Raw genomic sequence first — 19,511 nt, 5'->3', positions numbered from 1 at the left:
GTTCATAACCTGTTCGACGCAGTCGCTGCCGATCAGGTTCCCGCCCGAAAATAGTGTGGATCCGAGCCCGGATTCCGGGCTCGGATCCACACTTCCTCGGCTTACGGCAGCGCAACCATACCGAACTCGGCAGGGGTTGCCATCAGGTCGTGATGCGGGAGCACCCGGACGGTGTATCCGACCGCCCCCGACAGCGGCAGCGGCACGTCGACGGTGAATTCCTCTCCGAGGGGATCGGCCCCCGAGTGTTTCATCGGCACCGTCACGGTGTCGCTGAGTGTGTCGTCCGAGCCGACCTTGCCGAACACCGCCTGCACCTGCACATCGTCGGGAGTCAGGCCACCGAGTTGGACATGTGCGATCAGTCCGAGGCTCGAGCCGATGACGGGGCTTTCCGGCAGACCGTGACTGTCGACCTGCGCGACCCTCACCGCCGGCCAGGCGGAGTCGATGCGGTGCCGGTAGTCAGCGAGGGCCTTGGCCCCCGCAAAATCGTCGGCGACGACCACTCGCGCCGCTTCCGCAGCGGGTGTGTAGTAGTCGACGGCATAGTCGCGGACCATACGTGAGGCAAGGACCTTGGGCCCGAGCTTCTCGAGGGTGTGGCGCACCATCTCGATCCATCGGGTGGGCACGTCGCGATCGTCGCGATCGTAGAAGCGGGGCAGCACGGAACGCTCGAGCAGTTCGTACAGCGCTCCGGCTTCGAGGTCGTCGCGTCGCACATCGTCGACGCCATCCGCGGTGGGGATGGCCCACCCGTTCTCGCCGTCGAACATCTCGTCCCACCATCCGTCGCGGATGGACAGGTTCAGGCCGCCGTTGAGCGCAGATTTCATGCCCGATGTTCCGCACGCTTCGAGCGGACGCAGCGGGTTGTTGAGCCACACGTCGCACCCCCAGTACAGGAAGCGGGCCATCGACATGTCGTAGTCGGGCAGGAAAACTATGCGGTGCCGCACGTCGTGCTGGTCGGCGAATCGCACGATCTGCTGGATCAGGCCCTTGCCTCCGTCGTCGGCGGGGTGGCTCTTGCCTGCGACGACGAGCTGCACGGGCCGTTCTTCATCGAGCAGCAGAGCGCGCAACCGATCCGGGTCGCGCAGCATCAGCGTCAGGCGCTTGTAGGTGGGCACGCGGCGCGCGAAGCCCACGGTGAGTGCGTCGGGGTCGAAGACGGTGCCGATCCAGCCGAGTTCGGCCTCGGTGGCGCCGCGTTCGAGCCACGAGTTGTGCAGGCGACGTCGAACCTCGTCGACGAGTTGTCCGCGCAGGACATTGCGGGTGGACCACAGTTCGGCCGGGTCCACGGCCTGCAGCAATTCCCAGCCGCGGGCTTCCTCGACGCGGTCCGGTCCGGCGAGCCGATTCGCGAGCGTGAACCATTCGCGGGCCGCCCACGTGGGAGCGTGAACTCCGTTTGTCACCGACCCGATCGGCACCTCTGTCGCATCGAATCCGGGCCACAGCCCCTCGAACATCGTGCGGCTGACCTCACCGTGCAGCTTGGACACGCCGTTGGATCGCTGCCCGAGTCGCAGACCCAGGTGAGCCATGTTGAACACGTGGCGGTCGTCTTCACGACCGAGCGCGAGAATCCGGTCGACGGTCAGGCCGGGCAGCAGCGCCGACTCGTTCTCGCCGTTGGGGCCTGCGAAGTAGTGCCGGACGAGATCGATCGGGAAGCGGTCGATGCCCGCGGGTACTGGAGTATGGGTGGTGAACACCGTTCCGGCCCGCACCGCAGCGAGGGCTTCGTCGAAGTCCAGACCGGTGGTGGTCACGAGTTCGCGGATTCGTTCCGCTCCGAGGAACCCTGCATGGCCCTCGTTCATGTGGAACACCTCGGGGTCGGGCAACCCGTGGATGCGGGTGTAGGCGCGCACGGCCCGTACCCCACCGATGCCCGCGAGGATCTCCTGCTTGATGCGGTGGTCCTGGCCGCCGCCGTACAGGCGGTCGGTGACCCGGCACATGTCTTCGTCGTTGCTCGCGATGTCCGAGTCGAGCAGAAGCAGCGGCACCCGACCCACCTGCGCGATCCAGACCCGCGCATCGAGGGTGCGGGCGCCGGGCACATCGACGCGTACCAGCGCGGGCGTACCGTCGGACTCGGTGAGCAGACGCAACGGAAGGCCCTGCGGGTCGTACGAAGGGTAGTGCTCGAGCTGCCAGCCGTCGGCGCTCAGCGACTGCTTGAAGTAGCCGGAGCGGTACAGCAGTCCGACACCGATGAGCGGGAGTCCGAGATCCGAGGCGGCCTTGAGGTGGTCGCCGGCGAGGATGCCGAGTCCGCCCGAGTAGTTCGGAAGGACCTCGGTGACACCGAACTCCATCGAGAAGTAGGCGATCCCCTTCGGCAGGGCGGTGCCGCGTTCCCGTTGGAGCTGATACCAGGCCGGGCGCGTCAGATAGTGGTCGAGGTCAGCGGCAGCGGCTTCGAGCCGAGCGAGGAAGTCGCTGTCGGTCGCCAGCGCATCGAGACGCGACGGGGCGATCTCACCGAGCAGGCGGACCGGATCCTCGTCGACCTTCACCCACAACTCAGGGTCGATGGATGCGAACAGATCCTGGGTCTGCGCGTGCCAGGACCAGCGCAAATTGGTTGTCAGTGCCTCCAGCGCGGCGAGCGGCTCGGGCAGATGGGCTCGGACGGTGAACCGACGCAAGGCTTTCACTCCGCGAATCCTACCCAGGTTCTCTGGAGATGCGACGGATGTGGAGTCGGTGCCGGTAGCTCCCTGCCGGGGACCCGTTCGACACGCGTGACAGCTCCCGATGGGACCTCGCGGGCCCGTCGTTGCTTCCACGGCCGACTGCATGCTCGGAACTCTGCCGGTACCTGGAATAGGGTTGTGGACGAACACCCACGGTTCATTTCGGCGCGGGCCCCGCCCGCCTCAGCGAACGGAGAACACGTGACAGGTCGTCTCGCCATCGACGACGTTCGACCCGCGATCGACGGCGGGAGGTATCCGACCAAGGCGGTCGTCGGCGAGGTCGTTCCCGTCTCTGCCGTGGTGTGGCGCGAGGGCCACGACGCCCTCGCGACAACTCTGGCGGTGCGCGGCCCGGCTGCCGACCCCGAAACCATGGGGAAGCTCGTGCGGATCCCCATGGCACCGGGCTACGAACCCGACACGTTCAACGCGGTGTTCACCCCGACCAGCTCGGGCAGATGGACCTACCGGATCGAAGCCTGGAGCGACCCGATCGCTACGTGGCGACACGCCGTCGAAACGAAAATCGACGTCGGTCAGGGTCCGGAGGATCTGGCCAACGATCTGGAGATCGGCGCCCAACTGTTCGAGCGCACCGCCAAGGCGGCTCCCAAAGGCAGCCGCCCTGCCCTTCTGGCTGTGTCTGCGGCCCTACGGTCGCACCGCGCCCTGCCCGAACGTGTCGCGCTCGCCTACTCCCCCGACGTCACCGAGATCCTCCGCGCGCACCCGCTGCGCGAACTCGTCACCCGTGGGCGTGCCTACACCACGATCGCCGAGCGACGCCGCGCGCTGTTCGGTTCGTGGTACGAGTTCTTCCCCCGCTCGACGGGAGGCTGGAATGACGACGGCACCCCACGACACGGCACCTTCGCGACGGCTGCCGCCGACCTTCCGCGCATCGCCGCCATGGGATTCGACGTGGTGTATCTGCCGCCGATCCACCCGATCGGCAGAGTCAACCGTAAGGGTCCGAACAACACGTTGGTCGCCGGATCCGACGACGTCGGGTCGCCCTGGGCGATCGGCTCTCACGAAGGCGGCCACGACGCCATCCACCCCGACTTGGGCACCGTTGACGATTTCCGCGACTTCGTGACGCGCGCCCGGGAACTCGACCTCGAGGTCGCGCTCGACCTCGCGTTGCAGTGCGCACCGGATCACCCGTGGGCGCAGTCGCACCCCGAATGGTTCACGGTGCTGCCCGACGGAACGATCGCGTATGCGGAGAATCCGCCCAAGAAGTACCAGGACATCTACCCGATCAATTTCGATCTCGACCACGACGGCATCTACAGCGAGGTTCTGCGTGTCGTCCGGCACTGGATCACCACGGGGGTGCGCATCTTCCGGGTCGACAATCCGCACACCAAGCCACCGGACTTCTGGGAGTGGCTGATCGAGGAGGTCCACAAGACCGATCCGGACGTGGTGTTCCTCGCCGAGGCGTTCACCCGGCCCGCACGGATGTACGGTCTGGCACGCCGCGGATTCGCACAGTCCTACACGTATTTCACGTGGCGGATCGCGAAGTGGGAGCTCACCGAGTTCGGGTTGGAGATCGCGAGTAAGGCCGACGAAGCTCGGCCGAATCTGTTCGTCAACACCCCCGACATCCTTCACGAGTCGTTGCAGCACGGCGGGCCGGGAATGTTCGCGCTGCGAGCGGCCTTGGCCGCGACCCTGGCGCCGACGTGGGGTGTGTATTCGGGCTACGAACTGTACGAGCATGTGCCGCTGCGACCCGGTAGCGAGGAATACCTCGACTCGGAGAAGTATCAGCTGCGCCCACGACGGTTCGACGAGGCCCGGCGTCGCGGTGAATCCCTCGAACCGTGGCTGACCGAGCTGAACCGGATCCGACGGGCGCATCCGGCGCTGCAGCAACTCCGCAACATCACGTTCCACCACATCGACAACGACGCGTTGATCGGATATTCGAAGTTCGATCCGACGACCGGCGACACGGTGCTCACCATTGTCAACCTCGATCCGTATGCCGCGGAGGAGGGCACGATCTGGCTCGACATGCCCGCGATCGGACACGATTGGCACGACCACCTGCCGGTCTACGACGAAGTCAGTGGTGAGCAGTACCACTGGGGACAGGCCAATTTCGTGAGACTCGAGCCGTGGCGAGCTGTGGCGCACATTCTGGTGTTACCACCGATCGGTATCCCCGCCCGCACGACGCTCGCGTACAGGAGGCAGCCGTGACCGGATCGCCGTCGTCACCAGAGCCCCGGCAGGACCCGGGCACACCAAGACCGCCGCGTGGCCGGCCGAGTGTGTCCGCCCCGCGTCACGCGCCGCACCCGGACGATCTGGCACGCCTCGCGGCAGGCGAACACCACGATCCCCATTCGGTCCTCGGTGCGCATCCGCACCCCGAGGGCACCGTGTTCCGGGTGTTGCGTCCGGGTGCCGAGGCGGTGGCGGTGCGTGTGGGTGGAACGGATCATCCGCTCGAGCGCGTGGGGCACGACGTGTTCAGCGCATTGCTGCCGGTGCACGATCCCGCGAGCTATCGCCTGGTCGTGCGGTACCCGTACGACCACACTGTGGTCGTAGCGGATGGCTACCGGTTCTTGCCCACCCTCGGCGAACTCGATCGTCATCTCATCAGCGAGGGTCGGCACGAGCGGCTGTGGGAGGTGCTCGGTGCGCATCCCCGTTCGTACGACACTCCCGACGGTACGGTGACAGGAACGTCGTTCGCGGTGTGGGCGCCCGGGGCGCGCGGCGTGACGGTGCTCGGCGAGTTCGACCTGTGGGGCGGGACCACGGCGCCGATGCGTGTGCTGGGTTCGAGTGGTGTGTGGGAGCTGTTCGTTCCCGGTGTCGAACCGGGTGGGCTCTACAAGTACAGAGTGCACGGGCACGATGGTTCGGTACGCGACAAGGCCGATCCGATGGCGTTCGCCACCGAGGTACCCCCGGCGACCGCATCGGTCGTCACGCGTAGCACACACGAATGGCGCGATGCGCAGTGGCTCGCCGCGCGGGAGAAGTCCCAGCCGTGGCAGGAACCGATGAGTGTGTACGAGGTGCATCTCGGTTCGTGGCGACCGGGCCTCACCTACCTGGAGCTCGCCGACCAGCTGGCAGAGTATGTGCGCGAGATGGGGTTCACCCACGTCGAGCTCATGCCCGTCGCCGAGCATCCTTTCGGCGGGTCGTGGGGCTATCAGGTGACCTCGTACTACGCACCGACCGCACGGTTCGGCACTCCCGACCAGTTCCGTGAGTTCGTCGACCGTCTGCACGCCGCCGGTATCGGCGTGATCATGGATTGGGTGCCGGCGCATTTCCCGAAGGACGACTGGGCTCTCGCCCGCTTCGATGGCAGTCCTCTCTACGAACACGCCGATCCGAGACGCGGTGAGCAACTCGACTGGGGTACTTACGTGTTCGACTACGGCCGCAAGGAGGTACGCAATTTCCTGGTGGCGAACGCGTTGTTCTGGATCGACGAATTCCACATCGACGGCCTGCGGGTCGACGCGGTGGCGTCGATGCTCTACCTGGACTATTCACGGCCGGAGGGTGAATGGACCCCGAACGAGTTCGGTGGCCGCGAGAATCTCGATGCCGTGTCGTTCCTGCAGGAACTCAATGCGACCGTGCACAAGCACCACCCCGGTGTCGTGACGATCGCCGAGGAGTCCACCGCGTGGCCGGGGGTGACGCGCCCGACGAATGTCGGTGGCCTGGGGTTCTCGATGAAATGGAACATGGGTTGGATGCACGACACCCTCGGGTATCTGATGCACGACCCGGTGCACCGCACGTTCCACCACCACGAGATCACGTTTTCGCTGATGTATGCATGGAGTGAGCATTTCGTGCTACCGATCAGCCACGACGAGGTCGTCCACGGCAAGGGCACGTTGTGGACGCGGATGCCCGGTGACGATCGCATCAAAGCCGCGGGGTTGCGCGCGATGCTCGCGTACATGTGGTCGCATCCCGGTAAGCAACTGCTGTTCATGGGGCAGGAGTTCGGGCAGGTCGGCGAGTGGTCGGAGGAGCGCGGACTCGACTGGTGGCAGCTCGACGACCCGTACACCGGTGCAGTGCACAGGGGTATCCGCGCGCTGGTCGCCGATCTGAACCGCACGTACCGCGAGCACCCGGCGCTGTACACGCTCGACACGACGCCCGGCGGATATTCGTGGATCGATGCCAACGACGCCCACAACAATGTGCTCAGCTTTCTCCGCTACGGCAGCGACGGTTCGGTGATCGCGTGCCTGTACAACTTCTCGGGCACTGTCCGCGCCGACTATCGTGTCGGGTTGCCCGAGCCGGGTACCTGGGAGGAGGTGCTCAACACGGACGCACTGGCATATCAGGGGGGCGGCACCGGTAATCTCGGCGCGGTGATCGCCACGGCTCATTCGTGGCACGGTCGCCCGGCTTCGGTTCGGGTGACGCTCCCTGCACACGGCGCGATCTGGTTGTCGCCGCGGCGGTGAGGCCGACAGCGACGAGCGGAGAGTGGATCGACGTGACACGACAGCGCCGGTGGTTCGCCCCGTTTCTCCCGGCCTTCGTGGCCCTGTTGGTGGCCGGTTGCGCGCAGGAGATCTCCGGGACGGCGGTGTCGATCTACGACAATCCGTTCACCGTCGCCGGTCTACCTGTGGTGTCGGGACCGACGGGGCCGCGCAGCGGTGTCCCGGATGCCGATGTGACGATCGAGAACACCGATGGTAGTGAGATCGACACCCTTGCGGGAAACGCGATCGCCGACATCGAGGAATACTGGCGGCAGGAGTACGGCTCGGTGGCGCGAGGCGACTTCGAACCGGTCGGTACGATAATTTCGTGGGATCCCTCCGAGCGTCGTGGCCCTCGTTTCTGCGGTGAGTCCACCTACGACTTCATCAATGCGGCCTATTGCAGCGGCGGAGACGTGATCGGCTGGGACCGTACCTATCTCATGCCGCAACTCGTCGAGGATTTCGGACCCATGTCGGCGGTCACCGTACTCGCCCACGAATACGGCCATGCCATCCAGTACTCGGCCGGAATCGTCGCCGATGACGATCCCGGCATCGTGTTCGAGCAGCAGGCCGACTGCTTCGCCGGTGCCTTCATGCGACACGTCGCCGAGGGCAACTCCGAGCACTTCGAACTCAACACGGCGGACGGCCTCAACAATGTCCTGGCGTCGATGGTGTTGTTCCGCGACAGCGACCCGAACGATCCGGATTCCATCCACGGTTCCGCTTTCGAACGCGTGACGGCAGTGCAGATCGGATTCACGGACGGTGCCGCGACCTGCCCGCGCATCGACGCGGCGGAGATCGAATCTCGGCGCGCAGATCTGCCGCAGTATTTCGACAGCACCGACGACGGCGAGCTTCCCGTCACTGCGGATTCCGTCGGTGCGATCTTCGAGTCGTTCCACCACGTGTTCGACCTCGACTCCCCGCCGGAATTGGATCTGTCGGGCGCGGACCTCGGCTGCTCGGATGCGAAGACGACTGCGCCCGTGTCGTACTGCCCGTCGACGAACACGGTGGGCGTCGACCTCGAGGAACTCGCCGAACTCGGTACGCCCGACCGATCGCGGCGCGACGGTTTCAGCGCTGATGTGCGCGGAGACTACAACGCCTACGTCCTCGTCGCGTCCCGCTACGCGCTTGCGGTGCAGCGGGACGCGGGCCAGGGCCTCACCGATGCCCGCACCGCCTTGCGCGCGGCATGCCTGTCGGGTGTGATCAGCGCGGCCTTGAGTCCGTCGAGCACGGTTGCCGCGGGCATCGCCACCGACACGATGGTGTGGCTCTCCCCCGGCGACCTCGACGAAGCCGTGTCCGGATTGCTCCGCGACGGACTCGCGGCAAGCGATGTCAACGGCAACACCGTGCCGAGCGGATTCGCGCGAGTGGACGCGTTCCGGACCGGAGTGCTGGGGGGCGAGAATGCCTGCACCGGCCGTTACCGTTGAGACAGCGGCCGGTGCGTCGTCGTACCGAAGGGCGCCTCAGTAGAGCGCAGCCGCAAGCTTGCGACGCGCGGCGATCACGAACGGCTCCGCGGTGTCGAACAGCTCGAACAGCTCCAGCAGTCGAGTGCGCGCGGCGGTGCGGTCGTCACCGGCACTGCGTTTGACGAAGGCGATGATCCGCTCGAAGGCAACTTCGGGATTCTGTGCGAACAGCTCGGCATCCGCCGCAGCGAGTTGCGCCTCGAGGTCGGTGGGCGCTTCGTCCGCACGCGCAACCGCATCTGCGGGGACGTTCTGGGCCCGCGCCAGAAATTTCACCTGCCGCAATGCGGCCTTGGCGTCGGCATTGCCCGGCTCGGAATTGAGGATCAGGTTGTATGCGGCTTCAGCGCCTTCGAAGTCGCCCTGTTCGAGGGCCTGCTCGGCCGCAACGAATCGAGGGTCCACCGGCTGTTCGGCGGGCTCCCCCTCAGCAGTGGGCGGGCCCGACAACTTACCTTCGACAGCCTGTGCGATCGCATCGAGCCACTGGCGCAGAGCCGGTTCGGGCTGGATGCCCTGGAAGTCGGCAAGCGGCTGCCCCGCCGCGATCGCGACGACGGTCGGCACCGATTGCACGCCGAAAGCCTGGGCTATCCGGGGATTGGCATCGACGTCGACCTTGGCGAGCACCCACGCGCCGCCGGCCTCGGTGGCGAGCTTCTCGAGCAGTGGTGAGAGTTGCTTGCAGGGTTCACACCAGGTGGCCCACAGATCCACGATGACGGGGACCTGACTGGAGCGCTGGAGCACTTCGGTTTCGAAGGTGGCCTCGGTGACGTCCACGATCGGCGCGAGTGCGCCGTGCGTGCCGTCACCGGACGGGGGCGGAGGAGGGGGTGTGGCAGTCCGCTCCTTGAGGGGCGCGAGATCCACCGCACCGGACAGCGCCGCGGCCGCGGCGGAACGTGCAGGACGGGAACCGGGTCGAGTCACGTCCTCCAGTTTGGCACGCCACGGCCGCGGATGTTGCGGGCGGTCAGACGCTCGCGGGTGTGTCCTCGCGAGTACCGGGCTCAGACAGTTCTGCGAGGCGCCCGGTCTTGACGGCCCAGCGCTCGAAGACGATGGTGCCGAAGGGCGGGACGCTCGACACGAGCGCGAGGAATGTGGTCTTGATGTCCCACTTCAGCGCCCACGCGGTGATGAACGTGACGACGACGAACAGCATGAACCCGGCGATACCGTGCACCATTCCCGGGATGCGGATGGCTTCCTCGTATCCGAGGACCCATTTGAAGAACATCGCGATCAGCAGAGCCAGCCAGGTCACGGCTTCCCAGATGGCCACGAGGCGGAACCGCTTCGCTGGAGTGGACAGGTCGAAGATCGTCGTCATAGGGCCATTGTGCCTATTGATCTACGACGACCCGTAGTGCAGTGAGGGACATCACTGCCCCGACGCTGGACGCCGGGGCACCCACCCTGCCGAGTTCGGAGTTCAGGACTTCGGCACACGCACGATCAGGGCGTCGCCCTGTCCGCCGCCACCACACAGTGCAGCCGCGCCGACGCCGCCGCCGCGACGCTTCAGCTCGAGCGCGAGATGCAACGCGATCCGGGCACCGGACATACCCAGCGGGTGGCCGAGCGCGATCGCACCGCCATTGACGTTGACCTTGGCAGTATCGATACCGAGCTCGCGCGCAGACGCGATACCGACCGCGGCGAACGCCTCGTTGATCTCGATCAGATCCAGATCTGCCGGGGCAATACCCGCACGCTCACAGGCCTTGACGATCGCGCGAGCCGGCTGCTGCTGCAGCGTCGAGTCGGGACCGGCCACGACACCGGACGCGCCGATTTCAGCGATCCAGCTCAGACCGAGCTCTTCGGCCTTGGTCTTGCTCATCACCACCACTGCTGCCGCACCGTCGGAGATCTGTGACGCCGATCCGGCGGTGACCGTGCCGTCCTTCGCGAACGCGGGACGCAATGTGCCGAGCGATTCGACGGTGGTGTCGGCGCGGTAGCCCTCATCGGCGACGAACACGATCGGATCGCCCTTGCGCTGCGGGATCGACACCGGCACGACCTCGTCGTCGAACAGGCCGTCCTTCCAGGCACGCGCCGCATTCTGATGCGAGGCCGCCGCAAATGCGTCCTGCTCCTCGCGGGAGACGAAATCGGAATCCTTGTTCGCCGATTCGGTGAGCAGGCCCATCGCCTGATCGGTGAAGATGTCGTGCAGTCCGTCGTAGGCCATGTGGTCGCGCAGGGTGACATCGCCGTACTTGAATCCGGCGCGGCTCTTCTCGAGCATGTGCGGGGCCTGGCTCATCGACTCCTGGCCACCGGCGACGACGATATCGAACTCGCCGGCGCGGATCAGCTGGTCGGCCATCGCGATGGCGTTGAGACCCGACAGACACACCTTGTTGATCGTCAGCGCCGGGACCCCCATCGGGATACCGGCGGCGACAGCTGCCTGACGTGCGGGGATCTGACCCGCTCCGGCAGTGAGTACCTGGCCCATGATCACGTAGTCGACCTTCTCCGGCGCGACCCCGGCCTTGTCCAGGGCACCTTTGATGGCGACCCCGCCGAGATCGGATCCGGAGAAGTCCTTCAACGACCCCTGCAGGCGGCCCATGGGCGTACGGGCTCCAGCGACAATGACAGAAGTATTCACGGGAAATATCCTTCGAATAGGCAACGCGGATGCTCACTGGGTGGACTGCCTGGGACCCGAAATGAGCTTGACCAACGGTACCGCTACCGTCAGAGGTATGACCGAGACCTCTCCCACATCGTCGCCCGTCGCGGCAGCATTGCCCTCCGGGCTCGTCACGGCGATCGATCATGTCGGTATCGCCGTATCCGACCTCGACGCCGCACTCGCCTGGTACGCCGAGAACGTCGGGCTCGTCTCCACGCATGAAGAGATCAACGAGGAGCAGGGTGTCCGGGAGGCCATGCTCTCCGTTCCGGGCAGCCCCGACGGTGCCACCCAGATCCAGCTGCTCGCCCCGCTGGACGAGAACTCGACGATCGCGAAGTTCATCGACCGTAGTGGTCCCGGCCTGCAGCAGCTCGCGTACCGGGTCACCGATCTCGACGCGATCTCCGCGCACCTTCGTCGACAGGGTGTCCGGCTTCTGTATGACACACCGCGCCGCGGCACCGCCGACTCACGCATCAACTTCCTCCACCCGAAGGACGCGGGTGGCGTTCTGGTGGAGCTGGTCGAGCCCGCCGCAGCCTCCGGTCACTGAGGCAGGCGGTAGAGACTGATCCGGTACCTGTGGTAGTGGAGCTGCGCAAGTGATCCCGCATTCGAGCGGGTAGATTGTCTTCATGGTCTTCGATCGTGATCGCGCCCCCAGTCACCTGCCGTTCTCCATCGTGCGGAAGGGCTTCGACCGCGACGAGGTGACCAACTACTTCGCGCGATTCGAAGCCGAGCTCCGCGTGACGGCCACCGATCGCGACGCAGCGGCGGCACAGGCCCGCGACCTCGCACGTCAGCTGGAGAACGCCCGCAACGAGATCGACGATCTGCGCAAGGACGTCGACCGCCTCTCGGTGCCTCCGACCACCGCCGAAGGGATGAGCGACCGCATCTCCCGGATGCTGCGGCTGGCGTCCGACGAGGCATCAGAACTGCGAGCCCGGGCCGAAACCGATGCCGCGGAGATGGTCTCCCTGGCCGAACAGGAAGGCATCCGACTCCGCGGCGATTTCGAAAAGCGTCTCACGGATCTCGAGAACCGACGCCTCGCCTGCGAGGAAGAACACGCCCGCACGATGGCCGCCGCGCGCGCCGAAGCCGACCGGATTGTCGCTGCCGCACGCGCAGAGGCCGACCGTCGCGCCGTCGAAGCGGAGGGCAAACGCGAGCAGGTGCAGCAGGACTTCGAGATCACGATGTCCGAGCGCCGGTCGAAGCTGCTGGGTTCGCTCGACGAGCTCGAACGCTCGAGCAAGAGCGAAGCAGAGCGTCGTCTCGAGAAGGCCACCTCCGAAGCGGCTCGACGCCTGTCGGTGGCTACCGAGTCCTCCGAGCGCAAGATCGAGGGCGCCAAGGAGCTCACCGAGGAGCTTCTCGTCTTGCGCGGACGCATCCTCGGGCAACTCGACGCCGTGCGTGAACAGCTCGACAATGTACCCGAGATGCTGGCCGCCGCGACCGAGGAGACCGAACTCCTGGCACGGGGTCTCCCGGACGACGAGACACCCCCGTCGGACTCCGAGAACGATTCGCTCGACCGAACCGCAGAGCTGGCCGCGACCACAGCACACGACCAAACCACGGAGAAGGACGAGACCGACCGCACTCGGCCCCGAGGTGCTAACGGCGACGGCCCCACGAGCTCGGGGACCGGCGAGTCCGGGAGCACCAGCAAGGACGATGCCGATGCCGCCTCGAGCGAGAGCAGACGCGGCACCTCCCCGCGGGCGCCGAAGCAGACCCCTCCCCCGACGCCTTTCCGGGGCGAGACTCCGCGCCCCGGTGGCAGCGGTCGTTCACCGGCGGTCGCGAGCAGGGTCCGACGTTAGCCGTATCCCCGCCGGTCAGGACCACCGTCGGGTCGGTCCCCGCCTCGCCCGGGCCGACCAGCACCCGTTGTGCCAGTGCCGACGATCGTCGGCACCACCGGGGACATCGGTCGACCACGCCACGATGTGCGGCGTCCCCGGGGCGATCTGGTGATCGCAACCGGGGCACCGATACGGTTTTGTCGCTCGCGACCCCGGCACGGTGCGCACGGTGAACTGTTCGGTCTCCGCACCGGTCGGTCCCGACTCGGTCCGCGTGGTCGCCCACCCGAAGGTCGAGGATCCCGTGTTCGACGAACCCGCGTCGGGGTTCGAGCGCTTACGCGACCCGTGGGAACGATTTCGGCGGGGCATAGCTCAGAACAGCCGGAACTCGGTGCTCTCGGTTCCGCGTAACGCCTCGTAGTCGAGCACGAGGCAGCGGATACCGCGGTCGGTCGCGAGAGTCTTGGCTTGCGGTTTGATCTGCTGGGCAGCGAATACCCCGGTGACAGGAGCCAGGAGCGGGTCACGATTGAGAAGTTCGAGATAGCGAGTGAGCTGTTCCACGCCGTCGATCTCGCCGCGCCGCTTGATCTCGACTGCGACCGTCGCACCGTCGGCATCGCGGCACAGCAAATCGACAGGTCCGATGGCGGTGGGGAATTCGCGGCGAACCAGGCTGTATCCCGAGCCGAGCGTTTCCACATGTTCGGCGAGCAGTTCCTGCAGGTGTGCTTCGACGCCATCTTTGATCAGACCCGGGTCGACCCCGAGTTCATGACTCGAATCATGTTCGATCTCCTCGATGGTGATGCGCAACTGCTCACCGGCCTTGTTCGTCACCACCCAGAGCGCCGCCACGTCTTCCTCCGGTGCCTCTTCCGACAGCCAGCACGGCGGACTCATCCAGTTCAGAGGCTTGTAGGCACGGTCGTCGGCATGCACGCTCACCGACCCGTCCGCTTTCACCAACAACAATCGGCGTGCAGTGGGAAGGTGTGCGGTCAGACGTCCGATGTAGTCGACACGGCAACGAGCAATCACTAGGCGCACAGAGCCCACCCTAAAGGATCACCTCGTCTACTCTCGAACAACCATGTCAGCTCGCAACAGCCGTACCGCACCGCTAGGTTCCGCGATCCTCGGACAACCGGAGGAACCGGTCCGGCGACTCCGAATTCGGGTCCAGTCGTTGCTGACCCTCTCACTCGCCGGCACCCACATCGTCGGAGCGTTGATCGCGGCAACTCTCATCAATGTGGTGATTCCCGGGCCGTCATTGCTCACCTCGGAGTACCTCCTCGTGACCGGCGCCCTGGCACCGGCGTATGTGGTCGCGGCGATCGTGGTCGGCACCATCCTCGGAACCCGGTACGGCGTGGACCGGCTGGGGTGGGCTCTCGACGGCCGCAGCCCCACCCTCGAAGAGCAACGGACGGCCCTGAACCTGCCCCTGCGCATGACCCTGCAGCAAGGTTCCCTCTGGATCGTCGGGCTCGTCCTGTTCACCGCCTGCCTCGGAGTCATCGATCCCGACACGATTCCCAAGGTGTCGATCACGATCCTGCTTTCTGGAGCCACGGTGTGCGGATTCGTCTATCTCTTCACCGAATTCGCGCTTCGTCCGATCGCGGCACGAGCACTCGAGGCAGGTGCACCCAGCCGCCACCGATTTGCGGGAACCACCGGACGTGTGATGCTCGCGTGGGCACTCGGCAGCAGCATCCCCGTGATCGGGCTGATGTTGATCGCGGTGTTCAGCTTCATCCGGCCGGTCACCCCGGTCCGATTCGCGGTGACCATCATCGTGCTCGGTGGCATCAGCCTGCTCGTCGGTTCGTTGCTGCTGTTTCTCAGCGTGCGCTCGAGCATCGCCCCGATCGAATCGGTGCAGTACGGGATGTCACAGATCGAGAAGGGGAAACTGGACACCAAGATCGTGGTGTACGACGGGACCGAGCTCGGCGAGCTCCAGGCCGGATTCAACCGCATGGCCGAAGGACTGCGCGAACGCGACCGCATCAGAGAAGTATTCGGTAGACACGTCGGCCGAGATGTGGCGGCCGAAGCTCTCGACAACGCCGGTGTCCTCGGCGGCGAAGAACGTGATGTGGCGGTGCTCTTCATCGATATCGTCGGATCTACTGCCCTCGCGACCGAAAGACCTCCCGCCGAGGTCGTGGCACTGCTCAACCGCTTCTTCGCGGTGGTCGTCGCAGAAGTCCACCGGGCAGGTGGATCGGTCAACAAGTTCGAAGGTGACGCGGCGCTGGCCATCTTCGGTGCACCTGTACGGGTCGACGACGCCTCCGGGCGTGCCTTGCGGACCGCACGCAGGATGGCTCGACGACTCGCGGTGGAGGTACCCGACTGCCGCGCCGGGATCGGCGTCGCCGCCGGGCGGGCGGTAGCGGGAAACATCGGAGCCGCAGAACGTTTCGAGTACACAGTGATCGGCGATCCGGTGAACGAGGCGGCGCGCCTGTCCGATCTTGCTAAGACCCTGCCGGGTTACGTTGTCGCATCGGGCCGAGCCCTCGACACTGCAGCGACCGAGGAATCATCAGAGTGGACCGTGCACGACGAAATCACCTTACGCGGAAGGACGGAGGTCACCCGGCTGGCAGTACCAGCCGAGTGACCTCCATTCCTCACTCGCCGGCGAGGACCGCGTCGAGGAACTTGCGGGTGCGTTCCTCCTTCGGATTCGTGAAGATGACCTGAGGCGGCCCCTGCTCGATGATCCGGCCCTTGTCGAACATCAGGACGCGGTTGGAGACGTCCCTGGCGAAGTTCATCTCGTGCGTGACGATGAGCATCGTGATGTCGGTGGTGTCCGCGATCTGACGTAGGACGTCGAGCACGTCGGCAACCAGCTCCGGGTCCAGAGCCGATGTCACTTCGTCCAGCAGCAGGATGTCGGGGTCCATCGCGAGTGCGCGGGCGATCGCGACACGCTGTTGCTGACCACCCGACAGCTGGGTGGGATGGGCCTTCTCCTTGTCGGACAGGCCGACCATCGCGAGCAGTTCTCGTGCACGTTCCTCGGCGTCGGCCTTCTTCCTGCCCAGCACATGAATGGGAGCCTCGGTGAGGTTCTCCATGACGTTCATGTTCGGGAAGAGGTTGAAGTGCTGGAAGACCATTCCGATGCTCTGCCGCACCTTGCGCAAGTGTTTCTCCGATGCAGGTACGAGCCGCGAACCTTTTCGCTCGTGACTCAGGGGCTCACCTTTGACCCACACCACACCGCCGTCGATCTTCTCCAACGTCATGAGCAGTCGCAGGATCGTGGTCTTCCCCGAACCGCTCGGCCCGATCAACGTCACGCGGTCACCGGCCGCGACCTCGAAGTCGAGATGATCGAGTACGACGTTGTCGCCGAACTGCTTCACCACTGATTCGAAGCGGATCATCGGGCCATTCGAGGAGTCCTCGGTACCCGGGGTGTCTTTGGTCAGGTCAGTAGGCAAGACGACGCTCCAATCGGCGGATCAGCAATGAGGTCGGGTAGCTCGCGATCAGGAAGATCAACCCGGCCAACGTCAGCGGCTCGAGATACTGGAAGTTCCTGGCACCGAACTGCTGAGCTGCGGTGACCATCTCGACCACCGTGATGGTGAAGAGGAACGGCGTGTCCTTGAACATCGAGACGGCGTAGTTTCCCAGTGCCGGGACCACCCGTCGCACGGCCTGCGGGAGGATAACCGCTCGCCATGTACGGGAACTCGGCAACGACAGTGCCCGGGCTGCTTCCCACTGCCCTACCGGCACCGCTTCGATCCCCGCTCGGTACACCTCGGCCATGTACGTCGAATAGTGAACGCCCAGGACGGCGATACCTATCTGCAATGCCGAGAACTGCGGAAGCATGTAGTACACGAAGAGCAACTGCACAACCAGCGGTGTCAGGCGAATGAACTCGACCACACCTCCGAGCACCATGGCGAGCGGCCTCGGCAACACACGTCGAGCGATCGCCACGACCAATCCGAGAGCTGCCGCGAGCACGAAACCGAGGACGGTGGCGAGCAACGTTATCTTGAATCCGTCGAGCAGCACCGGAAGTGCATCCCAGGCGCGTTCCCAACTCCAATCGACCGTCACGGCTTCACCTCCTCCGGCTTGTCGATCACCGGTGCGAGACCGAAGATCTCACGCATCGACGGACCGGTCCCCAGCCTGCTCTTGGCTCTCACCTCGAGCGCATTCATCAACAGCGTCAACAGGTATCCCACGATGAAGTACAGGACGAGCCCGACACCGAACGCGAACAGGGTGTCGCCGGTGGTACGACGTAGTTGTTCGATCTCGAATGTCAAGTCGTGCAGGAGGATATAGCTTGCCAGCGCGGTACCTTTGAGCAGCTGGATCAGCAGGTTGGTCAGTGGCGGAATCATCTCGGCCCATGCTTGAGGGAAGATGACACGCCGAAGCCGTTGCCAGTAGCTGAAATTCAGCGCGGTCGCCGCCTCCCACTGCGGACGCGGAACCGATGCGATCGCGCCGCGCACCACTTCGGCGCCGTACGCGCCATAGTTCAACGAGAGCGCGAGGATACCGCAGACGATCGGCTCCAGCCGGTAACCGAACAGCGGCATGACATAGAAGAACCAGAACAACTGCACCAGGAGTGAAGTGCCCCTGAAGAACTCGATGAATACCCGGGAACTCCCCCTCATGATCAGGTTCTTCGCGCCGGCCGCCAACCCGAGGGCGACGGCCAGCGCGAACGCGAAGAACGCACTACCGATCGTGAGGTAGAGGGTGACCAGGATTCCATCGAGAATTCGAGGAAACGCGCTTGTCAGCGCCTCGATCTTCGAACCGAAATCCATTCTGGAGAACCCGCTCTCAGGAGACGCCCTCGCAGAGCATCTCCGTGGTCAGTTCCGGGTCGGGCAGTTCCTGCTCGGTGAAGCCGAACTCGCCGACGATCGACAGGTACTTGTCTTTGTCAGACGTGATCTTCGCCAGCTCTTCATTGTACGCGTCGCGAAGTTCCTCATCACCCAGACGGAAGACGGTGCCGCCGGCACCGACCTGGGGAACACCGTTGATCTCGGCTACAAACGACTCAGTGACGTCCACCGGAGCGGACTCGTTGTTCTGCTTCATCCAATTGAGCGAGATACCTGTCAACGCGAACACATCCGAGCGTCCGTTGATCACCGCATCCATGCCATCCTGTGCCGATGCGACCTGGGTTGCATCGATGTCCGATTCCGCAGCGTAGTCCGACTCGATCGCGCCGGTCATGGTGGCAAGGCTCGCGCCACTGTCCTTGATCGACTGAATGTCCGACAGGTTCTGAGGATTGCCCTCAGGCACCATCAGCGCGGTCGTGTAGTTGAACTCGGGCTCACTGAACAACGCTTGCTCGCACCGCTGAGGCAGAATCGACATGCCTGCGCTGACGACATCGAATCGACCGGCCTGCAAACCTGGAATGAGCGCACCGAAGTCTGTGGCAACACCTTCCACATTGTCGACACCGAGGTTCTTGAAGATCTCGCGGTGCAAGGCAACGGTTGCGCCAGTCAGTTCACCGTCCTGCATGAAGCTGTAGGGTGCCTCGCCGGCGAATCCGACCGTGACCGTTCCGGCCTCTCTCAGGCTTTCGAGGCTTGTCCCGCCCTCTCCGCCACCTCCGGTATCGGTACTGGTGCATCCCGCAACCGATGCGCCGACCAAACCGACTCCGACAATTCCTGCAACGAGTCTCGCGGTCGCGCTCGTGCCAAATCGCATCTTCATCGTCCAATCCCTTTCGTCGTCACTAGGAACGACCCGGGAGGATCCGCGCCGCCTGTGCAGCACGACCCAACGGATCTGCTCAGCGGACGTTACCGATCGAAGGGGTCAAACCGGAAACCAGAACCGCGTCGTTACCATCTCGTAACCTAATTGGATGGCTCCGCAACACAAACAGACAGAAAGACGGGAGGGGACCCACAAAGTGGATCCCCTCCCGCAACGGGTGTTCGGCAGCGACCTACTCTCCCACACCCTGACGAGTGCAGTACCATCGGCGCAGACAGGCTTAGCTTCCGGGTTCGGAATGAGACCGGGCGTTTCCCTATCGCTATAACCACCGAAACTCTACCCGCAGGAGCTCCGCCCCCGCGCACCCCCGAAGCCCCTACCAGACCCCAACAGCACACGAAACGAACACACTCCCGCGAAACCTCTCAAACAACACACACGTGTGTTGTTTCAGACACCGCACAGTGGACGCGTAACACCTTCATGATAAGTCCTCGGCCTATTAGTACCAGTCACCTCCACACATTACTGCGCTTCCAGATCCG

At 64.9% G+C, this 19,511-nt stretch carries 16 protein-coding genes and 1 rRNA gene; 6 read left to right on the top strand and 11 right to left on the bottom strand.

The genetic code is table 11. The features are described 5' to 3' along the window. Positions 1–101: 101 nt before the first annotated feature. Positions 102–2,678, bottom strand: a complete 2,577-nt coding sequence (gene glgP / locus ACZI8W_RS22815) for an alpha-glucan family phosphorylase (protein ID WP_463370800.1) — start codon at positions 2,676–2,678, stop codon at positions 102–104. A 240-nt stretch (positions 2,679–2,918) separates the two neighbouring features. Here glgP and ACZI8W_RS22810 point away from each other — a divergent pair, with 240 nt between their 5' ends. The 3 genes from ACZI8W_RS22810 to ACZI8W_RS22800 all read left to right on the top strand — a co-directional run bounded on the left by ACZI8W_RS22810 (position 2,919) and on the right by ACZI8W_RS22800 (position 8,679). Next, a complete protein-coding gene (locus tag ACZI8W_RS22810; RefSeq protein WP_463370799.1) occupies positions 2,919–4,937 on the top strand; it encodes a maltotransferase domain-containing protein in 2,019 nt (672 codons plus the stop codon). Positions 4,938–5,008: 71 nt separating this feature from the next. After that, complete coding sequence (gene glgB / locus ACZI8W_RS22805; protein ID WP_463370876.1) at positions 5,009–7,198, top strand: 1,4-alpha-glucan branching protein GlgB; 2,190 nt, start codon at positions 5,009–5,011, stop codon at positions 7,196–7,198. Positions 7,199–7,230: 32 nt separating this feature from the next. Continuing rightward, on the top strand, positions 7,231–8,679 hold the full coding sequence (locus tag ACZI8W_RS22800) for a neutral zinc metallopeptidase (protein WP_463370798.1): 1,449 nt from the start codon (positions 7,231–7,233) through the stop codon (positions 8,677–8,679). A 36-nt stretch (positions 8,680–8,715) separates the two neighbouring features. Here the strand turns inward: ACZI8W_RS22800 and ACZI8W_RS22795 are convergent, their stop codons facing one another. The 3 genes from ACZI8W_RS22795 to ACZI8W_RS22785 all read right to left on the bottom strand — a co-directional run bounded on the left by ACZI8W_RS22795 (position 8,716) and on the right by ACZI8W_RS22785 (position 11,350). Then, positions 8,716–9,606 carry a tetratricopeptide repeat protein gene (locus tag ACZI8W_RS22795; RefSeq protein ID WP_463370875.1) on the bottom strand — a complete coding sequence of 297 codons (891 nt, stop codon included), beginning with the start codon at positions 9,604–9,606 and terminating at the stop codon, positions 8,716–8,718. Between the two features lie 91 nt (positions 9,607–9,697). Continuing rightward, positions 9,698–10,057, bottom strand: coding sequence for a DUF3817 domain-containing protein (locus tag ACZI8W_RS22790; protein WP_463370797.1), 360 nt, complete (start codon positions 10,055–10,057; stop codon positions 9,698–9,700). 102 nt (positions 10,058–10,159) lie between these two features. Next, positions 10,160–11,350: an acetyl-CoA C-acetyltransferase gene (locus ACZI8W_RS22785; protein WP_463370796.1), complete on the bottom strand. Its 1,191-nt coding sequence runs from the start codon at positions 11,348–11,350 to the stop codon at positions 10,160–10,162. A gap of 97 nt (positions 11,351–11,447) precedes the next feature. Between ACZI8W_RS22785 and mce the strand changes: the two genes are divergently transcribed. Both mce and ACZI8W_RS22775 read left to right on the top strand, forming a co-directional pair. Continuing rightward, positions 11,448–11,933, top strand: coding sequence for a methylmalonyl-CoA epimerase (mce, locus tag ACZI8W_RS22780; protein WP_463370795.1), 486 nt, complete (start codon positions 11,448–11,450; stop codon positions 11,931–11,933). Between the two features lie 82 nt (positions 11,934–12,015). Beyond that, a complete protein-coding gene (locus tag ACZI8W_RS22775) occupies positions 12,016–13,218 on the top strand; it encodes a hypothetical protein (protein ID WP_463370794.1) in 1,203 nt (400 codons plus the stop codon). Between the two features lie 15 nt (positions 13,219–13,233). Here the strand turns inward: ACZI8W_RS22775 and ACZI8W_RS22770 are convergent, their stop codons facing one another. Both ACZI8W_RS22770 and nucS read right to left on the bottom strand, forming a co-directional pair. Further along, positions 13,234–13,572: an ATP/GTP-binding protein gene (locus ACZI8W_RS22770; RefSeq protein ID WP_463370793.1), complete on the bottom strand. Its 339-nt coding sequence runs from the start codon at positions 13,570–13,572 to the stop codon at positions 13,234–13,236. Between the two features lie 3 nt (positions 13,573–13,575). Continuing rightward, on the bottom strand, positions 13,576–14,253 hold the full coding sequence (nucS, locus tag ACZI8W_RS22765) for an endonuclease NucS (protein WP_463370792.1): 678 nt from the start codon (positions 14,251–14,253) through the stop codon (positions 13,576–13,578). Between the two features lie 43 nt (positions 14,254–14,296). Here nucS and ACZI8W_RS22760 point away from each other — a divergent pair, with 43 nt between their 5' ends. Then, positions 14,297–15,841 carry an adenylate/guanylate cyclase domain-containing protein gene (locus ACZI8W_RS22760; RefSeq protein WP_463370791.1) on the top strand — a complete coding sequence of 515 codons (1,545 nt, stop codon included), beginning with the start codon at positions 14,297–14,299 and terminating at the stop codon, positions 15,839–15,841. A 10-nt stretch (positions 15,842–15,851) separates the two neighbouring features. On the opposite strand, the gene ehuA is transcribed toward ACZI8W_RS22760, so the two are convergent. The 5 genes from ehuA to rrf all read right to left on the bottom strand — a co-directional run bounded on the left by ehuA (position 15,852) and on the right by rrf (position 19,299). Continuing rightward, positions 15,852–16,616 (bottom strand): ectoine/hydroxyectoine ABC transporter ATP-binding protein EhuA, encoded by a 765-nt coding sequence (ehuA, locus tag ACZI8W_RS22755; RefSeq protein WP_463370874.1) that lies wholly within the window; start codon positions 16,614–16,616, stop codon positions 15,852–15,854. 46 nt (positions 16,617–16,662) lie between these two features. Continuing rightward, positions 16,663–17,307 (bottom strand): ectoine/hydroxyectoine ABC transporter permease subunit EhuD, encoded by a 645-nt coding sequence (gene ehuD, locus ACZI8W_RS22750; protein WP_463370790.1) that lies wholly within the window; start codon positions 17,305–17,307, stop codon positions 16,663–16,665. Beyond that, positions 17,304–18,038 carry an ectoine/hydroxyectoine ABC transporter permease subunit EhuC gene (gene ehuC / locus ACZI8W_RS22745; RefSeq protein ID WP_463370789.1) on the bottom strand — a complete coding sequence of 245 codons (735 nt, stop codon included), beginning with the start codon at positions 18,036–18,038 and terminating at the stop codon, positions 17,304–17,306. The genes ehuD and ehuC overlap by 4 nt, the downstream gene beginning before the upstream one ends. 16 nt (positions 18,039–18,054) lie before the next feature. Further along, a complete protein-coding gene (gene ehuB / locus ACZI8W_RS22740; protein WP_463370788.1) occupies positions 18,055–18,957 on the bottom strand; it encodes an ectoine/hydroxyectoine ABC transporter substrate-binding protein EhuB in 903 nt (300 codons plus the stop codon). A 225-nt stretch (positions 18,958–19,182) separates the two neighbouring features. Beyond that, positions 19,183–19,299 (bottom strand): 5S ribosomal RNA (gene rrf, locus ACZI8W_RS22735). Positions 19,300–19,511: the final 212 nt, after the last annotated feature.

It is taken from the genome of Rhodococcus ruitaii, from assembly GCF_055230935.1.
This window is presented reverse-complemented; position numbering and strand designations above follow the sequence as displayed.